This window comes from Halodesulfovibrio oceani subsp. galateae (genome assembly GCF_055397225.1).
Genome location: NZ_AP042453.1, coordinates 1,285,946 through 1,301,494 on the forward strand (window position 1 = coordinate 1,285,946; position 15,549 = coordinate 1,301,494).

Annotated in this window: 17 protein-coding genes; all 17 read right to left on the reverse strand. The window is 44.3% G+C overall.

Going from position 1 to position 15,549, the window contains the following annotated elements:
- Window positions 1-2: 2 nt before the first annotated feature.
- Complete coding sequence (locus tag ACZ5V1_RS05890; protein ID WP_464391052.1) at window positions 3-1,088, reverse strand: radical SAM protein; 1,086 nt, start codon at window positions 1,086-1,088, stop codon at window positions 3-5.
- A 21-nt stretch (window positions 1,089-1,109) separates the two neighbouring features.
- Window positions 1,110-2,300, reverse strand: a complete 1,191-nt coding sequence (locus tag ACZ5V1_RS05895; RefSeq protein WP_464391053.1) for a beta-ketoacyl-[acyl-carrier-protein] synthase family protein — start codon at window positions 2,298-2,300, stop codon at window positions 1,110-1,112.
- Window positions 2,293-2,553, reverse strand: a complete 261-nt coding sequence (locus ACZ5V1_RS05900) for a phosphopantetheine-binding protein (RefSeq protein ID WP_464391054.1) — start codon at window positions 2,551-2,553, stop codon at window positions 2,293-2,295. Before ACZ5V1_RS05900 ends, ACZ5V1_RS05895 begins: the two co-directional genes overlap by 8 nt.
- The gene (locus tag ACZ5V1_RS05905) at window positions 2,546-3,379 is read right to left on the reverse strand and encodes an LpxL/LpxP family acyltransferase (RefSeq protein ID WP_464391055.1); all 834 of its coding nucleotides are present in this window, start codon (window positions 3,377-3,379) and stop codon (window positions 2,546-2,548) included. Before ACZ5V1_RS05905 ends, ACZ5V1_RS05900 begins: the two co-directional genes overlap by 8 nt.
- Before the next feature lie 71 nt (window positions 3,380-3,450).
- Window positions 3,451-4,632: a DUF2062 domain-containing protein gene (locus ACZ5V1_RS05910; RefSeq protein ID WP_464391056.1), complete on the reverse strand. Its 1,182-nt coding sequence runs from the start codon at window positions 4,630-4,632 to the stop codon at window positions 3,451-3,453.
- A gap of 92 nt (window positions 4,633-4,724) precedes the next feature.
- Window positions 4,725-5,210 carry an acyl-CoA thioesterase gene (locus ACZ5V1_RS05915; protein WP_464391057.1) on the reverse strand — a complete coding sequence of 162 codons (486 nt, stop codon included), beginning with the start codon at window positions 5,208-5,210 and terminating at the stop codon, window positions 4,725-4,727.
- Complete coding sequence (locus tag ACZ5V1_RS05920; protein WP_464391058.1) at window positions 5,203-5,592, reverse strand: ApeI family dehydratase; 390 nt, start codon at window positions 5,590-5,592, stop codon at window positions 5,203-5,205. The genes ACZ5V1_RS05915 and ACZ5V1_RS05920 overlap by 8 nt, the downstream gene beginning before the upstream one ends.
- Window positions 5,589-6,263 carry a hypothetical protein gene (locus ACZ5V1_RS05925; RefSeq protein WP_464391059.1) on the reverse strand — a complete coding sequence of 225 codons (675 nt, stop codon included), beginning with the start codon at window positions 6,261-6,263 and terminating at the stop codon, window positions 5,589-5,591. The genes ACZ5V1_RS05920 and ACZ5V1_RS05925 overlap by 4 nt, the downstream gene beginning before the upstream one ends.
- 3 nt (window positions 6,264-6,266) lie before the next feature.
- Entirely contained in the window at window positions 6,267-8,711 is a 2,445-nt protein-coding gene (locus tag ACZ5V1_RS05930; protein ID WP_464391060.1) for an MMPL family transporter, read from the reverse strand.
- The gene (locus ACZ5V1_RS05935) at window positions 8,708-9,331 is read right to left on the reverse strand and encodes a LolA family protein (RefSeq protein ID WP_464391061.1); all 624 of its coding nucleotides are present in this window, start codon (window positions 9,329-9,331) and stop codon (window positions 8,708-8,710) included. Before ACZ5V1_RS05935 ends, ACZ5V1_RS05930 begins: the two co-directional genes overlap by 4 nt.
- Window positions 9,331-9,756, reverse strand: a complete 426-nt coding sequence (locus tag ACZ5V1_RS05940) for a hotdog family protein (RefSeq protein WP_464391062.1) — start codon at window positions 9,754-9,756, stop codon at window positions 9,331-9,333. Before ACZ5V1_RS05940 ends, ACZ5V1_RS05935 begins: the two co-directional genes overlap by 1 nt.
- Entirely contained in the window at window positions 9,756-10,355 is a 600-nt protein-coding gene (locus ACZ5V1_RS05945; protein ID WP_464391063.1) for a lysophospholipid acyltransferase family protein, read from the reverse strand. The genes ACZ5V1_RS05940 and ACZ5V1_RS05945 overlap by 1 nt, the downstream gene beginning before the upstream one ends.
- Before the next feature lie 198 nt (window positions 10,356-10,553).
- The gene (locus ACZ5V1_RS05950; protein WP_464391064.1) at window positions 10,554-10,823 is read right to left on the reverse strand and encodes an acyl carrier protein; all 270 of its coding nucleotides are present in this window, start codon (window positions 10,821-10,823) and stop codon (window positions 10,554-10,556) included.
- A gap of 2 nt (window positions 10,824-10,825) precedes the next feature.
- Window positions 10,826-12,052 (reverse strand): beta-ketoacyl-[acyl-carrier-protein] synthase family protein, encoded by a 1,227-nt coding sequence (locus ACZ5V1_RS05955; protein ID WP_464391065.1) that lies wholly within the window; start codon window positions 12,050-12,052, stop codon window positions 10,826-10,828.
- Window positions 12,043-13,512, reverse strand: a complete 1,470-nt coding sequence (locus ACZ5V1_RS05960) for a phytoene desaturase family protein (protein ID WP_464391066.1) — start codon at window positions 13,510-13,512, stop codon at window positions 12,043-12,045. The genes ACZ5V1_RS05955 and ACZ5V1_RS05960 overlap by 10 nt, the downstream gene beginning before the upstream one ends.
- A gap of 1 nt (window position 13,513) precedes the next feature.
- Complete coding sequence (locus tag ACZ5V1_RS05965; RefSeq protein ID WP_464391067.1) at window positions 13,514-14,743, reverse strand: beta-ketoacyl-[acyl-carrier-protein] synthase family protein; 1,230 nt, start codon at window positions 14,741-14,743, stop codon at window positions 13,514-13,516.
- A complete protein-coding gene (fabG, locus tag ACZ5V1_RS05970; RefSeq protein WP_464391068.1) occupies window positions 14,740-15,471 on the reverse strand; it encodes a 3-oxoacyl-ACP reductase FabG in 732 nt (243 codons plus the stop codon). Before fabG ends, ACZ5V1_RS05965 begins: the two co-directional genes overlap by 4 nt.
- Window positions 15,472-15,549 lie beyond the last annotated feature (78 nt).

Here is a 15,549-nt window from a genome sequence, read left to right on the forward strand (position 1 = left end):
CGTTATCCGTTGCTCTTCTCACGCCAGCAAATTGGATCTTCTGCAAAGAGATCACCTTGTTGATATGCCGCACCACGACAACCATAGCATGTATGGGCAAGATCACAGGTCTTACATTTGCCTGTAATATGCTCGTTTATGTAGCGGGTCTGACGCGCGACTTCAGAACTCAAAATGTCTTTAATTGAGTCTGTTCTCAGGGAGCCCATTTGCAGATCAACTCCGACACACGGGCAGACTAGGCCATTAGCGCGTATGTACATACTCATATAGTAACGTAAACAGCGGTGCCCACCGGCAATTGGAGGCAAAACTTCCCATTCCAACCCATACTCAGCATGATCAATTTCATTCAGACGGGTAAACAAGGCATGAAGTTTTTCGTTAGAGACAACAAGGTCATTAGGGTGAGCTTGGCTTCGCCCCTGCACTGTCAGTGTCTCAACATATGGAACAATATTACGTTCGCGTGCCCAGCGCCACATATCTGGAATTTGATTATAGTTGCTTTGGGTAACAACTGTTTCAAATGAGAGGCTTCGGTTTTTTCCATACCCTAATTCGAGAAGGTGGCTAAATGCAGCCATACTCTTGTCGAAAGCACCTTCGCGTGCAACTAGGGCATCATGAGTCTGTGCATTCATGCCATTTAATTTAAGGCAAACAGACGCATTTAAGTCAAACAGCAACTGAGCTGTTTCTTTATCCAGCGCAACCCCGTTGGTAAAAGTGACGTGTTCAATGCCTAACTTGTTACAACATTCAAGTGTTGCAATATATTTTTCCCGAATTACGGGAATAAGCGGTTCGCCACCGAGAATGCAAATACGACGCAAATCGTGCTTTTCTTTTGCCTCAGTAAGAAGCTTAGCAATTTCTTGCGTCGTGAGTTCATCAGCAGCAGGGGGCTGTGCCCCTTCGCTCTCATACCGATAGCAATACACACACGCACAGTTGCATGCTTCAGTAATTTCCAAATCAAGTGATAAAATATTACCCTGATCACGAGCCTGCATAATCTCAGAAAGCTCAAAGTCGAGCACTGGGATCACGTCCGGCTTGGAGAAAGAGTTTTTTTTGCAATTCATTTGTGTTGCCCGTTGTGTGTCTTAAAGGTGAGAAATGGCAAGCACAGAGGCAATTCCACCAAAGGCCAAAGAGGTAGAAAGAGCTGTTGTGCCAGTCACTGTTGTAGCTTTGAGCACCGGGGTAGCGGGGATAGCTGGATCAGGAGTTGTTAAGCCAGTGCTAGGAGGGATGCTTCCCTGATTCAGGCAATGCACACATAACGCTGCTTCAATGCCACCCGCTGCTCCAAGAGTATGCCCCGTAGCTCCTTTAACAGAAAAGAATGGTACGTGAGGCAGCAGTTCGTGCATTACGTATCCTTCAACACTGTCATTATCTTTGGTGCCAGTACCGTGGACGTTTACAAAGCTGATGTTTTCCGGAGCACATTCCGGGTGCGCAAAAAGTTGCTTCATAGCACGAATAAGTCCACGCCCTTGAGGATGTGGGGCAGTCAGATGATGTGCATCACACGCGGTTGCGTACCCAGTAAGACGCGCTTTAGCTGTTGCCTTACGTTGTAACGCAGCCGATTCTGATTCAAGAACGAGCACGCCGGCTCCTTCTCCAAGGTTTAACCCTTTACGTTCCACATCAAACGGCTTGCTTCGTTCACTATCCATCACCATTAGTGAATTGAACCCATTAAGAGTTACTCTGGAAAGCGCATCACAGCCGCCAGCAATCACCATGTCGCACATGCCGGCTTGAATCCACTGTAACCCGACACCAATAGCATCTGTGCCGGAGGCACATGCGTTGACAACGGATTGAGTGGGGCCAACAATTTTAAGTTCACGGGCAATGGCTTCTGCTGGATTACTCCGCAAAACACATCGTAAATGCTCCATAGACGGCAATGCAATGTCAGGATTCCGGTACTCACCATAGAAATCAATATGGTTCATGGAACACCCAACAGTAGTCCCCATTGCCACACCAACACGTTTGCCTTTTAGGTCAGCAGGGGAAATCCCAGCTTCTTCTAATGCTTGAAGAGTAGCAGTGAGAGCAAGTCTTGCTGTCAGTCCGTACTGCTTAGTTTGCCCTGATGCATTTTTTAACAATGCGTCATCAACAGCAAAAACTAGAGCCTCTTTGCCCCAGTCCATTTTATGCCGCACAAAAGGAGAAGGATTCGCAGTTCCTTCATACATAGCAGTAAGCGTGCTTTGTGAGGTGCTACCGGAACCAGTTATACAACCAGTTCCGGTGATGAAAACGCTAGGCATTAGCCTGTTTTTCCATAATGAAATCAACAAGAGTGTCTATGGATGTCAAAGCCTTTTTATCTTCATCAATATTTTCGATGATTACACCATAATGTTTTTCAATGAAAACTACGATTTCTACTGCATCGAGTGAATCAAGACCAATGCCGTCTCCAAAAAGTGGCGTGTCACTTTTCCACTCTTCGAGAGATATATCTTCAAGATGTAGCTCTTCAATGAAGAGTTCTTTTAATTTTTGATGCATATTACTCATTAGTTGTTCCCCAAAGGTCGAAGAAGTTATAAAATTGATATGGATTTTTTTGCACGTATTTATCCAATGAGAGCGCTATTTCTTGAGCATAAGGAGTAAAATCACTGCCTGCAGACTTAGGGACAGTGAGAACCTTTGCAACAGAAAGTTCCATATGCGAAACGCCGATTTTGCGTGTTATAAGCAGAGCAATTGGAGCTTGTGTGCCTTTAGCAAACTTATATACAGAGGTAGGAAACAGGGCTTTTCCTCCTAAAAAATTAACACTTGCCGTGTATGATGTGGGTGGAACAATTCTGTCACCCATAATAGATATAAGTTCATTTTTTCGTAGTGCCGCAGTCATGGCAACGACACTTCCTATGGCGTCCTCTGCAGAAACCAGCGTGATGTTTTTACAAGTCTTGAAGTCAAAATACTGTAAGTCAACATCTCCGGAATCGCGGTAGACCATCAGATGTACAGGGACATCCAGTTCATCAAGAGCACCTAATGCTGACTGCCAAGGACCTACATGGGCAGTTAGCAGAATAATGCCATTGCCTTGTTTATGTAGCTCCTGCAATTTTTCAATACCCTTTCGAGAGTATGAAAATTCTTGTGGGCCTTTAATGCCGACCGCAGCTTTATCTATGAGAGAAAAAGCAAGGTTCTGACAAAGACGCCAAGTGTGATACCAACGTGCCAATTTTGAAGCTTTTGGAAAACGTTTTGCAATATAAAAAGAAGAACGTTTATGAACTTCCGGCTTAAAAAGCACATAGAAGAAAACAACAAAACAAGAAAAAATATACGCAGGCCACCGGCCACCAAATTTAATGATCATGAAAAAAAATTCATGTTGCCAGCGGCTCGCAAGACTTTTTGCGCTCCAATTTTTTTTCGAGCTGGTAGTGGTCATATCTCTTGTCTCAATTTATAAATCGAACGGGTTAGCAGATAGAAAAAAATGCCTGTTACACCTGCTAGAATTGGTGCCACCACTAGCGAACCTAAAATCCACTCCCAAGCCCTGTCTAAAAATTCAACACCCAGCGTTTGCCAGGAAACATCAGTAAGCCATTCTCCGTTTCGGATAAAATACCCAACCTCTATACAAAGAGCAGGAACAAGTGGAGGCATACAAAACTGACTGGTTGCCACAGAGATTACTTTTGAAAGTCGTAAAAAACTAGCGGCAAACAACGTGGCGATAGTGTGAATACCAAAAAGAGGCAATGTTCCGAGTAAGATCCCAAGAGCAGCAGAGTGCCCAACATACTTTGGGCTTGCACCTTGCCGAACCATGTCGCGTAACGAGTCAATTGGGCGTGTCAGGTAAAATTGCTCAGTATTTTCTTCAATAGTTGGTTTAGCACGGACAAGTTTTCGATGAGGAATTGGTAGTACTGCGCGAATAGTAAGCCGTGTGTTCAACCACGAGATAAGAATGTTATCTTTTACTCTATGTAAATGGCTAACGCGTTTGCCCGGTTCTGGATAGTGAACATTTATAGGAATCCAATTCACGTACAATCCTGCCCAAACCGCTTTTACAAGCACTTCTATTTCAAATGAATACCGAGATTCACTAAACGAAAGTTGTTGCAACAACGCGACGGGGTAAGCTCTAAAGCCACTTTGAGTATCAAGTCCTTTTTCGCCCGTCTGTACTCGAAACCAAAAATTTGAGAATGCTCTTCCAAAAGTTGCAGATATAGGGATGTTTCGCTGTTCAGCATTCGAAAAATCTCGAACGCCAACAATAACAGAGTCTGGATTCATTTCCACTGCGGCAATAAACTTAGGAATATCAGTAGCTAGGTGCTGTCCGTCCGCATCCATGGTGATAATATGCGTATAGCCATGCTTTTTGGCATATGCAGAAGCGGAAAGAATGGCAGCGCCTTTCCCTCTATTTTCATTGTGGCGAATGGATGGGACAGAGAGAGAAGCAATGTCCGCTTCTACTCCGTCAGTTGAACCATCGTCGACAATTAGGACGTCTCCAAATGCCTGTGCACCTGTAACAACACGGCACAGTTCTGTACGGTGATTGTACACCGGTATAACAATAAGAAGACGAAAAGAGTTAGGCATCACAACCTCTGTTAAGCTAAAAATATATTCTGAGTAGTTAAGCGGTTGCGAGCAGCATGTTCCACAAAAGTTCAGACTTTTCCATATTGCAATCAGCTGGCAGCCAACTGTTTATCTATCAATTTCCCATCGCGCCAGTTGTCAAGAAACTCTTGATAAAAAGGTGGAGGAGCCAGTAACATTTCCTTACTTTCTGTGCATACAAACAGTTGGACAGAGTAACCGGAGGTGCAAAGCGCTCCTGCATTGTCATAAATAAAGAAATCATAATTAATTTTTGCTGCGTCTGCGTAGTGCAATCGAGCTTTTACACTGTACTCTTTGCCAAAGTATAGCGGGTGAAAATAGTCAGTATGCAATTTACGTATCGGTGCAGAAATCTTTTCACGATAAAAATCGTCATAGGATATTCCGTAATCTTTACTCAAAGCCATCCGAGCATCTTCAAAATAGCTTGCGTAGTGCCCATGCCAGACAACACCAAGCATATCTATTTCCTGAAAACGTACCGCGCGCATTACTTCTGTAACTAGCGGAGCAGGTGCGTTTGGATCAATTTTAAAATATTCTTTACGCATGTCCCTGCTCTGCAACACAGAAGAGTGAAAATGTGGAGGCCTTTGCAGTGTTAACAAGTAGTGTCACCGCAAATTTATGAACATTGTCAGTGGAAATTTCTTTACAAGTTACTTGAACCTGTACGTTCGTTTCAGGAGGTATTTCTTGTAAAAATTTGGCACGACTGATGGATTGTACACGTAGGGGCACTTCAGAAAGTGTAGAGCATACCAATCTACCAACCATGATCTGTAAAACAGCCGGAAGAATCGGATAATCTGGGAAATGCCCATCAAAACCTTGAAAGTCTTTTGAGAAATTATAACACGCTGTAGCACTTGCCCCCTCACAGGTAATAGTGCCCACAAGCGAATCGACTATGCTTTCTTCAATCGGGGTCATGAGGTTTTCTCTGTAGTTGTGTTATGAGGATAAGGAATCGGCTTTTGTATCAGTTCACCAGTAAAATTATATCCTTCGTCTTCATAAAAAAGACGAGTAGGGTATGCCGTACTATGTTCTTTTTTCCAGTTTTTTAAGTACACAGTCGTTTCATTTTCAGCATTAATGCGTCGCTGGAGCTGAATTGCACCAGAACGCAGAGGGTCTACTGTGTAGCTAAGTAAAATTTTCTGTTCAGGACAACGGAGTTCGGTAATATTATCCGCGCCCTCTGTGGTGCAGATCGATGAAATTTGTTCAGGAAGATACAGGGCTCTCGCCATACGAATAAGAAGAGGCTCCAGCCGCGGATATTTTTTGATCATTGGTGAAACGGTAAACATTTTATAGCTATTCCGAGTAAGTTTAGCTTCAAAAATGGAAGTCCCCATCTGTGTCAGCAGAGCTATAGAGACCTCACTCCCATCCTTTTCTATGGAAACTATACCCTGCACAGGGATAGTCATTGAATGAATCTTCAGGGAACCATTCACCTGAAATGCCCCTTTTTCTACAGGCCAATTATGCTGAAGTAGTTCGGGTTGCATATTGGGTATTGCAGGCAATTGTGGAGGCAATTGCTTAGCGCACCCTGCTAACAGGGCGATAAGTACACATAGAAGATATTTCATGAGCTAAGTATCCTCTGAAAATAGGGCTGGAAGAACAAGAAGTGCACAAGGCATTGCTGCAAGCAGCCCAGTGAATACGCTCAACCCCATATCAAATAGAGCCGGATGGGTTGCAAAAAGTAGTGAACCGAATCCAGCAAGACTAGTTAAACCTGAGACAAGAATGGCTTGAGATGTTCCATGACTATTGTTCTTAATGGCGTGGGCCACATAAACGCCATAGTCCACACCATGGCCAAGAACGAGTAATGCTCCGGCGAGACTAAAAAGACTTAGCGGTCTGCCAAGTAAACCCATTACCCCGCCCATCATTAATAGACCAAAACAAGCGGGGAGAAGGGCGCATACGCACTGCTTAATAGCTCGATGCACAAGAGCAATGATGATGAAAATAAGGCCAAGGGCATAAGCAATAAATTGAGCAAATGTACCAGTCAGCACAGAGGCAAGTTCTTTTCCAAGACGTGAACCAGAAATAAGCCGTACGCCGTATTTTTGTTCAAACTCTGGCGTAAAGACTGCATTCACAGTCTTCGTATCTGAAAGGTAGGAAATAAGTGTGAATGCACTAGGCACTCCGGCGGCATTAACATCAGGTTCCGTATCAGAACTGGCAGCAACTGTACTGGTTTTAGTAGAAGCGTCAGTCTCAATTTGTGGGGAAACAGATCTTTCTACAAGCATGGTATCAAGTAGCGTTCCCATGCCCAGCTCACGCAAACTTTTTACCGTAATAGACTGCGGTGGGGTTCGGACAAAATCATAAAATGGCGTAAAAGCATGCTTAGCAAAGCCAAGAGCGATTCCTTTTTGCTGAACTATAGGGAGTACAGCTGGGTGTGTTGCCCAAAATTTTTCCCAATTCTGTCGGTTTTCTAATTGCTGCTGTTGGGAAGGGAGGAGTGGTGTAAGTCCGACTATCGCATTCGCTTCCTTGGAGCTAAGATGGCTGATAACCTCAGAGGTACTGCGTACTGCGTCATCAACTGAGTCGCCAAAGGCAAACAGCAAAGCTTCTCCGCTTGTTGTTCCCCAGATCTTACGAGTATCTTTTTCTGCCTGAAGTAGCTCCGCAGGACGTACCCCTAATGCTCGGATATGATCCTGAAAATGCAAATTGCTACTACCTATACATCCACCAATAAAAACAATGGTCGTAATTAGTAAGATGGCAACACGACCATTGCGCGAAAACTTCGGCAGTGGTTTAGATGCAATGTACCCAGTGTGACCGGAAATAACATGTGGCAAAACAAACAAAGTAAGTCCCAACGCTACCAACAAGCCGACTGTAATAAATACTGAAAGCTGTCGCAGGCCTGGCACTGGTGAGAGCAAAAGAAGTGAAAAAGCAGCAACAGTCGTTAATCCACTAATTGCAATAGGTGCAACCGCACTCTGAAGCAGCTGGCATTTTGAAGTTTTTTTGGTGCCAAGAACATAGTAAAGATGCAGCCCGAAATCGATTGTCATACCAACAAGTATGGGGCCAAATCCAAATGTTATAGCGGAAGCTGGCTTCCATCCTACAGCAACCGCAGAAGCTCCTGCGCAATAGGACAGCAACGGAAGTAGCAATAAGAAAAACAGCTGCTTTGTGCGTAAAAAACAAATGACAATGCCAAGCAAAGCGATACAGGCAATAATTGATGTTGTTTGAATGTCATTTTTAATGGTCAACGTATTGGCAGCGGCGTAACGCTGCGCTCCTAGCACTGTCCATGTAATTCCCTCTGGGAGCGTCATGGACAGCCGCTCAATTTCTCTTTCAAGTGCAACGGCAGCTTTTGAATTTGTAGTCATCACCGGTGTTGTAGCCATAATTAGGCTATGCTTACCGTCCTCTGTCATGAATACACCATGCAACACGCGCAGGTTTTTCATGTACGCGAGAGAAGCAACTTTTTGCAAAGCTGTTTGATGCAAGTTAAGCGGGTCAGCAGCAATCGTCGGGGCTTTAACAATGCCTTCAACCGTGCCTAACGTCTGCTTTTGTGTCACTAAGGTCTTACTTATGGAGTCCGGCTTAACATAGTTGGAGACCATGCTTTGCACATCAGTGGAAAACAGGCTCGGAACCATGTTTCGCAGAGCAACAAAGAAATTAGGATTAAGCGTATCCGGCTTATACGTCACCTTCGTAAAAAAATCTGATTGCATTGTCTGGGCAAGCTGGGCAGTGAAGTTTGCAAGAGCAAGCCCATTCAAGTCATCATCAACAGCATGCAATGTAATCAACATCCTATGCTGTTGCGGAGCTGATTGAATGAGGTCTAAATCAGAACTAAGAGTGCTTTTATCGTCTGGCAACAAATACGTAATGCGCTCTTCCAGCTTCATAGAAGTAAGGGAGAGGGCGCAACAAGCTATCAGCCCGCACATAATGAGCACAAGAAGCCCCCTGTGTTTAGCAAGGTAACTATATGTATTTGATACGAAACGGATCATGGTGTTTCAAATATAGTGGAAGGCAGTTGCGGGTTAATTTCTGCTTTCTCAAATTTTAATGTAATTATGCTGTCGTTTGCCTCAGTAATGGTAATGATTTTAATACCAAGTAATGACGCAGGTAATTCAATGGCAATACTTTTAATAAACGCTGCCATGTCCTTATTTTTAGGGCGCAACAAAATTGTCGGATTTTTTGATTCGGTAATGTTGATAGAAAAATCTTTCGTCAAAGTTTCTTCATCAATATTTATCCACAACAAGATCTGGTTAGCCATGGTGCGCAGGGAAGGAGTAAGCTCTGTCTTTACAATAGAGTAGTTTTCACCAGTACTCGTCCACTGCAATCCACCACCTTTATTTAAGATAAACCCAGATGTATTTGGAGAGGTGTATTCCCAGCGTAAGCTCTGAGGTTTTCGTAAAATCAGTTCCCCCGAGGTCACCAAAGGGGTGTTAAACAAAGATAGATTTGAAGACTGTTGGAATGCAGCTTTAATCACTGAAACATTCTCATTGGCAAGTTTAATACGTTCAAAAAGAGACGCCTCTTCACTGAACGATGAAATAGGTGCTGCTAGAAAAATCAACACCAATAAACTCATGAAAAATGTTCGCATTACGCGGCTTCCGGAATAAAAAGTTTGAGTGTGCCATCCATAAGCAGCGTGGTACCGTGCGAAAGAGAGCCATAAACCATGGCAAAATCATCAAAGCGAATATCAACTTTTAATTTTGCAGTAAGGGTCATGCCTACAGTAATTGGAGCCGTGTCGTAGAATTGGATATCCTTAACGCCAACAAGAAAGCCTTTTTGATCCTCTGCTTCATTTAAATGGTTAGTGTAGCCATTTAAAGATGCAAATCCCTGAGCAAGCAATTCGATAAAAACCAATGGCTGCAATACGCCATTGCTATCTGCAAACATGCTTCCGGCTGCAAAAGTAGTTTCCACAACACCGTTGTCATCATGGTGCTCGATGATTGAATCAACTAACAACATAGAACCAGTGTGCGGAATGTAGAGTGATGCCTGTTCTTTCATTAGTGTGTCTTTCTTAAAATGTTTTTTTGTCTTTCCAGGACTTGCTTCATTTGCAGGTGCACTGTTTTTTTAAGCACCCTGTGAGGGAAATCGCCCGAAACATGTTCTGGATCAATCGGCTCTAAGATGTGTAAGGATATTTTGGCAGGTGTAATCTCTCTAGCTCCGGCAGGAAGCAATATCTCTGTACCGGAAATACAAAAGGGAATGATAGGAACATTGCATTCTTTAGCAACCCAAAATGGGCCACTTTTGAATGACTGTAATGTGCCGTCACGACTGCGGCCAGCCTCTGGAAAAAAGAGAACTCTGCTGCCATTTTCAAGATGCTTCTTGCATTGCTCAAGGCAACTGGAAAAATCGCCTGTACGCATGTCGATATACTGTGCCATAGACATAAACGGAGCATAGAGCTTGATCAAAAAAGGTCTTCTCTGTGTCACAAACACAATATCACCATCATTGAGCAGTAGCCCAAGGTAATACAAATCCAAAATGGAATAGTGGTTCATAACAATAACAGCAGGTGCTTGTAGCGGAAACGGGTTTGCCCCTTCCCAACTAAGTGATGCGGGTATGAATAAACGCGTACACCACACATACCCCTTCCCATACAGCCAAATAAAATGGCGAATCATTTTATCCAGCGGCATCTTTCTTATAAAAAGATAGTAGGGTGAGGCTATAAGCATAGCTATAGATGTACCCAGCGTGTGCAGCAGCAAAAAACATAGCAACAGCACTGTGTACAACCTTGAAGTTGTCTTCATATTGCTCGTACTCATAACTGCCTGTTGTTACGCAGCAGCTTGCTGTAACTGCAAAATTAATTTGTAGATATCTTCCAGAGTTCGCACTTCTTTTACTTCTGGCTGGTTACGAAGTTTTACCCCGAAAGCTTTTTCCAACACCAAAACGAGGTCAACAGCGTCAAGGCTGTCCAATCCGAGGTCTTTATATAAGTGTGCGGTTGGAATCATCTGCTCCAGATCGAATTCAAATTCATCACTGATAGCTTTATTAGTAATCTCAATAAGTTCTTTTTCAGTCATAGTGGTGAGAGTCACGGTTATAGTCTCCTTAGGATGAGAGAAGCGTTTATGCCACCAAGGGCAAAACTATTTTTAAGAAAATATGTAACAGGAGTTTTGTAAGCTTCTGTAAACAGATTAATCGAACCACATTCGGGATCAACCTGTTCTAAATTTCGTGTCGGGTACAATGTTTCGTTTTGCAAACCGGAAATGGTTGCGATGGTTTCCAATGCCCCACTTGCAGCAAGCGTATGTCCCATATGGCCTTTAAAACTAGAAACCGGAATAGTAGTGCCAAAAAGTTCTTCAATCGCTTTAGCTTCAGCAATATCACCAGCACTCGTGCCTGTGGCATGGGCATTAAGGTAATCAATATCTTCAGCCGCAAGATCTGCTTGTCGCAGTGCTTCTTGCATGCAAAGTTTAATTGCATCGCTGTCGGGATTTGCTGGATTTTTGGGAGAAGAAAGTGTGGAAAAACCTACAATTTCAGCAAGGATATGGGCTCCACGCTTCATTGCATGATCATATGATTCCAAAAGAAGTAAGCCTGCACCTTCCGCACAAACAACACCGTCACGTTTTGTGTCGAATGGACGTGGCGTTTCTTGAGGGGTGTCATTATAGCTTGTAGATGCTGCATTAATGAAATCAAAAGAAGCGATACTTAGAGGGTGAAGTTCTTCTGTTCCCCCGCAGATCATCATATCTTGTTGCCCTAGAAGGATGGTTTCGTATCCAAGACCAATAGACTGGCTACTTGTAGCGCATGCTGCCGCTGGGGCAAGGATTCGACCTGTAACTCCAAGAGCCTGTGCTACAGATGAAACTGCCGCGTGCCCCATAAATTTAAAAAAAGTTGTCGATTTACAATGGTCGAGAGCTTTTTCAGGAAGGTAATGCGTAAAAAAATCTTCAATAAGGCCACCACAGTTTGTAGTACATGACAGAGCCATGCCTAGTCGTCCGGAAATAACGTCGTTCTCCGCCACTCCAGCCATGGCTAATGCTTCTTTGGCAGATAAAAAAGCAAAAACACCCATCTCAGTCATGGTGCGACGGTCTTTACGAGGAATGGTCTTACTATTTAGTTCCGGTACGAGGCCGGCAACATGAGAACGCATTTCCTGCACCTCATGCGCACGCTCCATATGCGTAATTGCACTACGCATTTCAGCAATGCCGGCATGTAAAGAGTTTACACCCTCACCAAAGGGCGAAACCGCTCCCATTCCTGTAATAACAACTCTATTTAACTGCATTTTTTAATCTCACTTTGAAGATGGGTGTGACCTAAGATGTCCCCGCAGGTAACAAAACCCGCTGTCATTGCACCCAAAATCCCGGGCCCCACAATTGCCTGTCCGGATAACAGCATATTTTTTATCGGAAATGCAGCTGTAGGGGGAAGCTGGTTTACCGAATGCTTTACGCCATACCCCGCGCCATAGGGAGCATGACAGTAATCCTTAATAGTAAGGGGGGTGCTGACGCTGACTATGGAAAAATTATCTTTTAATTCAGGAAGAGCACGTGTTGCAGCTAAAACAATCTCAGCAGCAACAGTACGCTTGTTTTCTACGTATCCATTAATTCTCTGGTGTGGTTTACTTCCTTCAAACCTTGCCCATTCTGCATATGTGGCAGGGGTGAACAAAGAAACGCTGGTGCCATGCTTTGTCGTATCGCTACTGGTGATCAACATTTGCCGTTTGGCAATCGGAATTTCAGCACTTAAAACGTCATCAGCAGATGCTACATCAGAGGCCAGTATTACATTGCTTTGAACAAGTTCTTCTATTGGCTTGGTTGTATAACCATAAACACCAACGAGAGATGTAGTAGACTCTAATTCTTGGTAATATCTTTTGCGAATGTTACGAAGACTTGCTTCAGGGAGAATATCGGGAAGGCATGCCGGATGACATGTGGCAATAAGCATGTCACTTGGCAAGTACGATCCATCGTCAAGAACAACTCCCGTAGCCTGTCGATTATCATCAATGACCACATTAGCGACACCATTGTTATAAACAATACACCCATCAAGATTGGCCAGTTCTGCTTGCATAGCCTCGAACAGGGCTCGGCCGCCACCTTTAAAAGTGCCGCTACTTCGAAAGTACGTACCTATGCTGCTGGCAAAAAAGACAAAAGGTGCTTCTGACTCTAGTAACCCACAAAATAAGTTACTCAGAATACCTAAACACATTTTAACCTGCGGCTCAGAAATGAACTGTTCTACAACTTCCTTAAATGACTTACTTGCTAGTGGATGAGTCGCGATCGCCTGAAAATCAGCATTATACTGATAGGTGTGGCTCAAGGCGCGGACCTCTTGCAAAAAGGCTTTAAGGCCTTTTTCTTCCTGAGGGAAAAGAGCAACAAGTGATTTCTGCAATGCGTCATAACCTTGTGGCATTTGCCAAACAAGACCGTCAGGGAAATGGACAGCAAAACTATTATCTTTAATAAATGGCAGGTAGGTTAATTTTTCGTAAACATTGAGATACTCAAGCAGTGAACGCAGAGGGCCACCGGCATCCATGCCACTCAGGCAATGAACTCCGGTGTCAAAATAAAACCCCTTACGTTCAAATCCCTGTAACAGCGGGGCAGTTCGTACACCTTTTTCAACAACAGTTACGTCGTATCCATTTTTTGCCATAATAAGCGCAGAAGTTAATCCGGCACAGCCTGACCCGATGACTACACACTGCATGCTACAGTCCTTTCGTATTCACGATCAGGCAGGCGTTGGTTCCACCAAATCCCGCAGAGTTCAACATAACTCGACCAGGAGGCGTTGAGTTATTCTCAACGACCATGTTCAGCTTGGCGCTTCTTTCATCAGGGGTCTCAAAATTTATTGTACGAGCTGTGAATCCGCCCTGTGCCTGCAATATGGAATACACAACCTGTGAAGCACCCGACATCCATAATTCATGTCCTGTCATGGACTTTAAGGCGGTCACACGCACTTTGTTCTCACCAAAGACGGAAGTGATGGCAAACGCTTCTGCATCATCTCCAACTGGGGTAGCGGTTGCATGGGCGCTAACGAGATCGATGTCTTCAGATGTCAAGTTCGCACGCTGCAACGCATCTTCCATCGCAGCTTGTAAACCGGAGCCATTCGGACGACATAAGTCTTGTCCGTCAGAAGAAAATCCATATGCCTCGATTTCACCAAGAATAGTGGCACCACGCTGAACAGCTAGATCATATCGTTCCAATACAATCGCGGCAGCCCCACCAGAAGGAACCAAGCCATCACGGTTTGCATCAAATGGACGACTTGCCTGTGCTGGTGAATCAATGCGACGCGAAAACGCTTCAAGTGCATCAAAGCTACATAGTGATTCCCAGTTAATTTCCTGAGCTCCACCGCAAATAACTCTGTCTTGCCGCCCCATGGCGATTAGATCTGCAGCCTGCCCGATGGCATGACCACCACTTGAGCATGCAGAACTGATACTCCACGATGCACCACGAACCCCGAGTAGAACGTTTAAGTTAAGCGTAATGGTAGAAGTCATGGCTTTAAAACAATAGCCGGAACTGATTCCGGAAGTTGAGCCATCCTGCTCTGTAAGCTTTGCCTGTTCTACTTGAGCCCTTGCGGTTGAATCGTTGCCAAAAATAAGACCTGTGCGGGCATTCTGAATATCTTCAGTTTGTAAACCGGCTTTTGTAAGCGCTTGTGTCACGGCAGAGTAGGCTTGAATTGTAAAATTTGGCATCGTTTTACGCTGCCGGCGCGTAAGGCCACATCCTGCATAATCAAAACCGTCAATAACACCGGAAAGTGGACTGAAAAACCCCATATCTTTCCGCTGGTTAACTATTTGAACACCGCTTTTTCCAAGGCGCAAACTATTCTGAACACTGTCTAAATCGAGTCCAAGGCAGGAAACAATCCCAATCCCCGTAATTGCTACTCTATGCATCATGATGTGTGGATCCCACCGTTTACAGAGAATGTCTGTCCGGTGATGTACTGAGCTTTGTCTGAACAAAGGAAAGAAACCATATAGGCCACTTCTTCGGGACGACCAAATCTTCCCAGTGGCACCCGCTTTTTAATCTCATCAACTGGAAGACCATCAAGCATTTCTGTTTCAATAAAGCCGGGTGCTACAGCGTTTATCAGTATATTGCGTCTGGCAACTTCCACAGCCAGAGAGCGGGTAGCCCCAATGAGGCCGGCTTTTGCTGCGGAGTAGTTGGTCTGTCCCGGATTACCAGTCTGGCCTGCAGTGGAAGCAATGTTAATGATACGGCCTTTTCGCTTACGCATCATATGAGGCAGAAGAGCACGGGTGACGTTAAAAAAGCCGTTTAAATGAACATCAATAACGCTTTTCCAACTATTGTCGTCCATCATGCCGAACAAAGAATCCGCGCTGAAACCAGCATTGTTGATTAGAACAAACGGAGGGGAGTCAAGGAGGGGGGCAAGATTTTTTTCAACTGCGCTACCGTCTGCGACATCAAAGGGGAGCAGGGTACAGGATACGCCAGTAGCTTTGATTTGCTCTGCAACAATTTTTGCCTGGCCGTGATCGCTTCGGTAGTTGAGAAAAATATCAAATCCATCCTGTGCGAGCTGTACAGCAATTGCAGCTCCAATTCCTTTACTGGCTCCAGTAATAAGAGCAGTTAGTCGTGGATTAGTCATAGTTTTTTCTCCCCCTAAAAAAGTGAACATAGCTTGCGATATCGCAACCTACTTCTTTGGGCTTTGTAGAGTAACAAG

What these genes read in the sequence shown, in the direction of transcription:
- ACZ5V1_RS05890 (WP_464391052.1), bottom strand. Translation starts at nt 1,088, where the DNA reads ATGAATTGCAAAAAAAACTCTTTCTCCAAGCCGGACGTGATCCCAGTG.
- ACZ5V1_RS05895 (WP_464391053.1), bottom strand. Translation starts at nt 2,300, where the DNA reads ATGCCTAGCGTTTTCATCACCGGAACTGGTTGTATAACTGGTTCCGGT.
- ACZ5V1_RS05900 (WP_464391054.1), bottom strand. Translation starts at nt 2,553, where the DNA reads ATGAGTAATATGCATCAAAAATTAAAAGAACTCTTCATTGAAGAGCTA.
- ACZ5V1_RS05905 (WP_464391055.1), bottom strand. Translation starts at nt 3,379, where the DNA reads ATGATCATTAAATTTGGTGGCCGGTGGCCTGCGTATATTTTTTCTTGT.
- ACZ5V1_RS05910 (WP_464391056.1), bottom strand. Translation starts at nt 4,632, where the DNA reads ATGCCTAACTCTTTTCGTCTTCTTATTGTTATACCGGTGTACAATCAC.
- ACZ5V1_RS05915 (WP_464391057.1), bottom strand. Translation starts at nt 5,210, where the DNA reads ATGCGTAAAGAATATTTTAAAATTGATCCAAACGCACCTGCTCCGCTA.
- ACZ5V1_RS05920 (WP_464391058.1), bottom strand. Translation starts at nt 5,592, where the DNA reads ATGACCCCGATTGAAGAAAGCATAGTCGATTCGCTTGTGGGCACTATT.
- ACZ5V1_RS05925 (WP_464391059.1), bottom strand. Translation starts at nt 6,263, where the DNA reads ATGAAATATCTTCTATGTGTACTTATCGCCCTGTTAGCAGGGTGCGCT.
- ACZ5V1_RS05930 (WP_464391060.1), bottom strand. Translation starts at nt 8,711, where the DNA reads ATGATCCGTTTCGTATCAAATACATATAGTTACCTTGCTAAACACAGG.
- ACZ5V1_RS05935 (WP_464391061.1), bottom strand. Translation starts at nt 9,331, where the DNA reads ATGCGAACATTTTTCATGAGTTTATTGGTGTTGATTTTTCTAGCAGCA.
- ACZ5V1_RS05940 (WP_464391062.1), bottom strand. Translation starts at nt 9,756, where the DNA reads ATGAAAGAACAGGCATCACTCTACATTCCGCACACTGGTTCTATGTTG.
- ACZ5V1_RS05955 (WP_464391065.1), bottom strand. Translation starts at nt 12,052, where the DNA reads ATGCAGTTAAATAGAGTTGTTATTACAGGAATGGGAGCGGTTTCGCCC.
- ACZ5V1_RS05960 (WP_464391066.1), bottom strand. Translation starts at nt 13,512, where the DNA reads ATGCAGTGTGTAGTCATCGGGTCAGGCTGTGCCGGATTAACTTCTGCG.
- ACZ5V1_RS05965 (WP_464391067.1), bottom strand. Translation starts at nt 14,743, where the DNA reads ATGATGCATAGAGTAGCAATTACGGGGATTGGGATTGTTTCCTGCCTT.
- fabG (WP_464391068.1), bottom strand. Translation starts at nt 15,471, where the DNA reads ATGACTAATCCACGACTAACTGCTCTTATTACTGGAGCCAGTAAAGGA.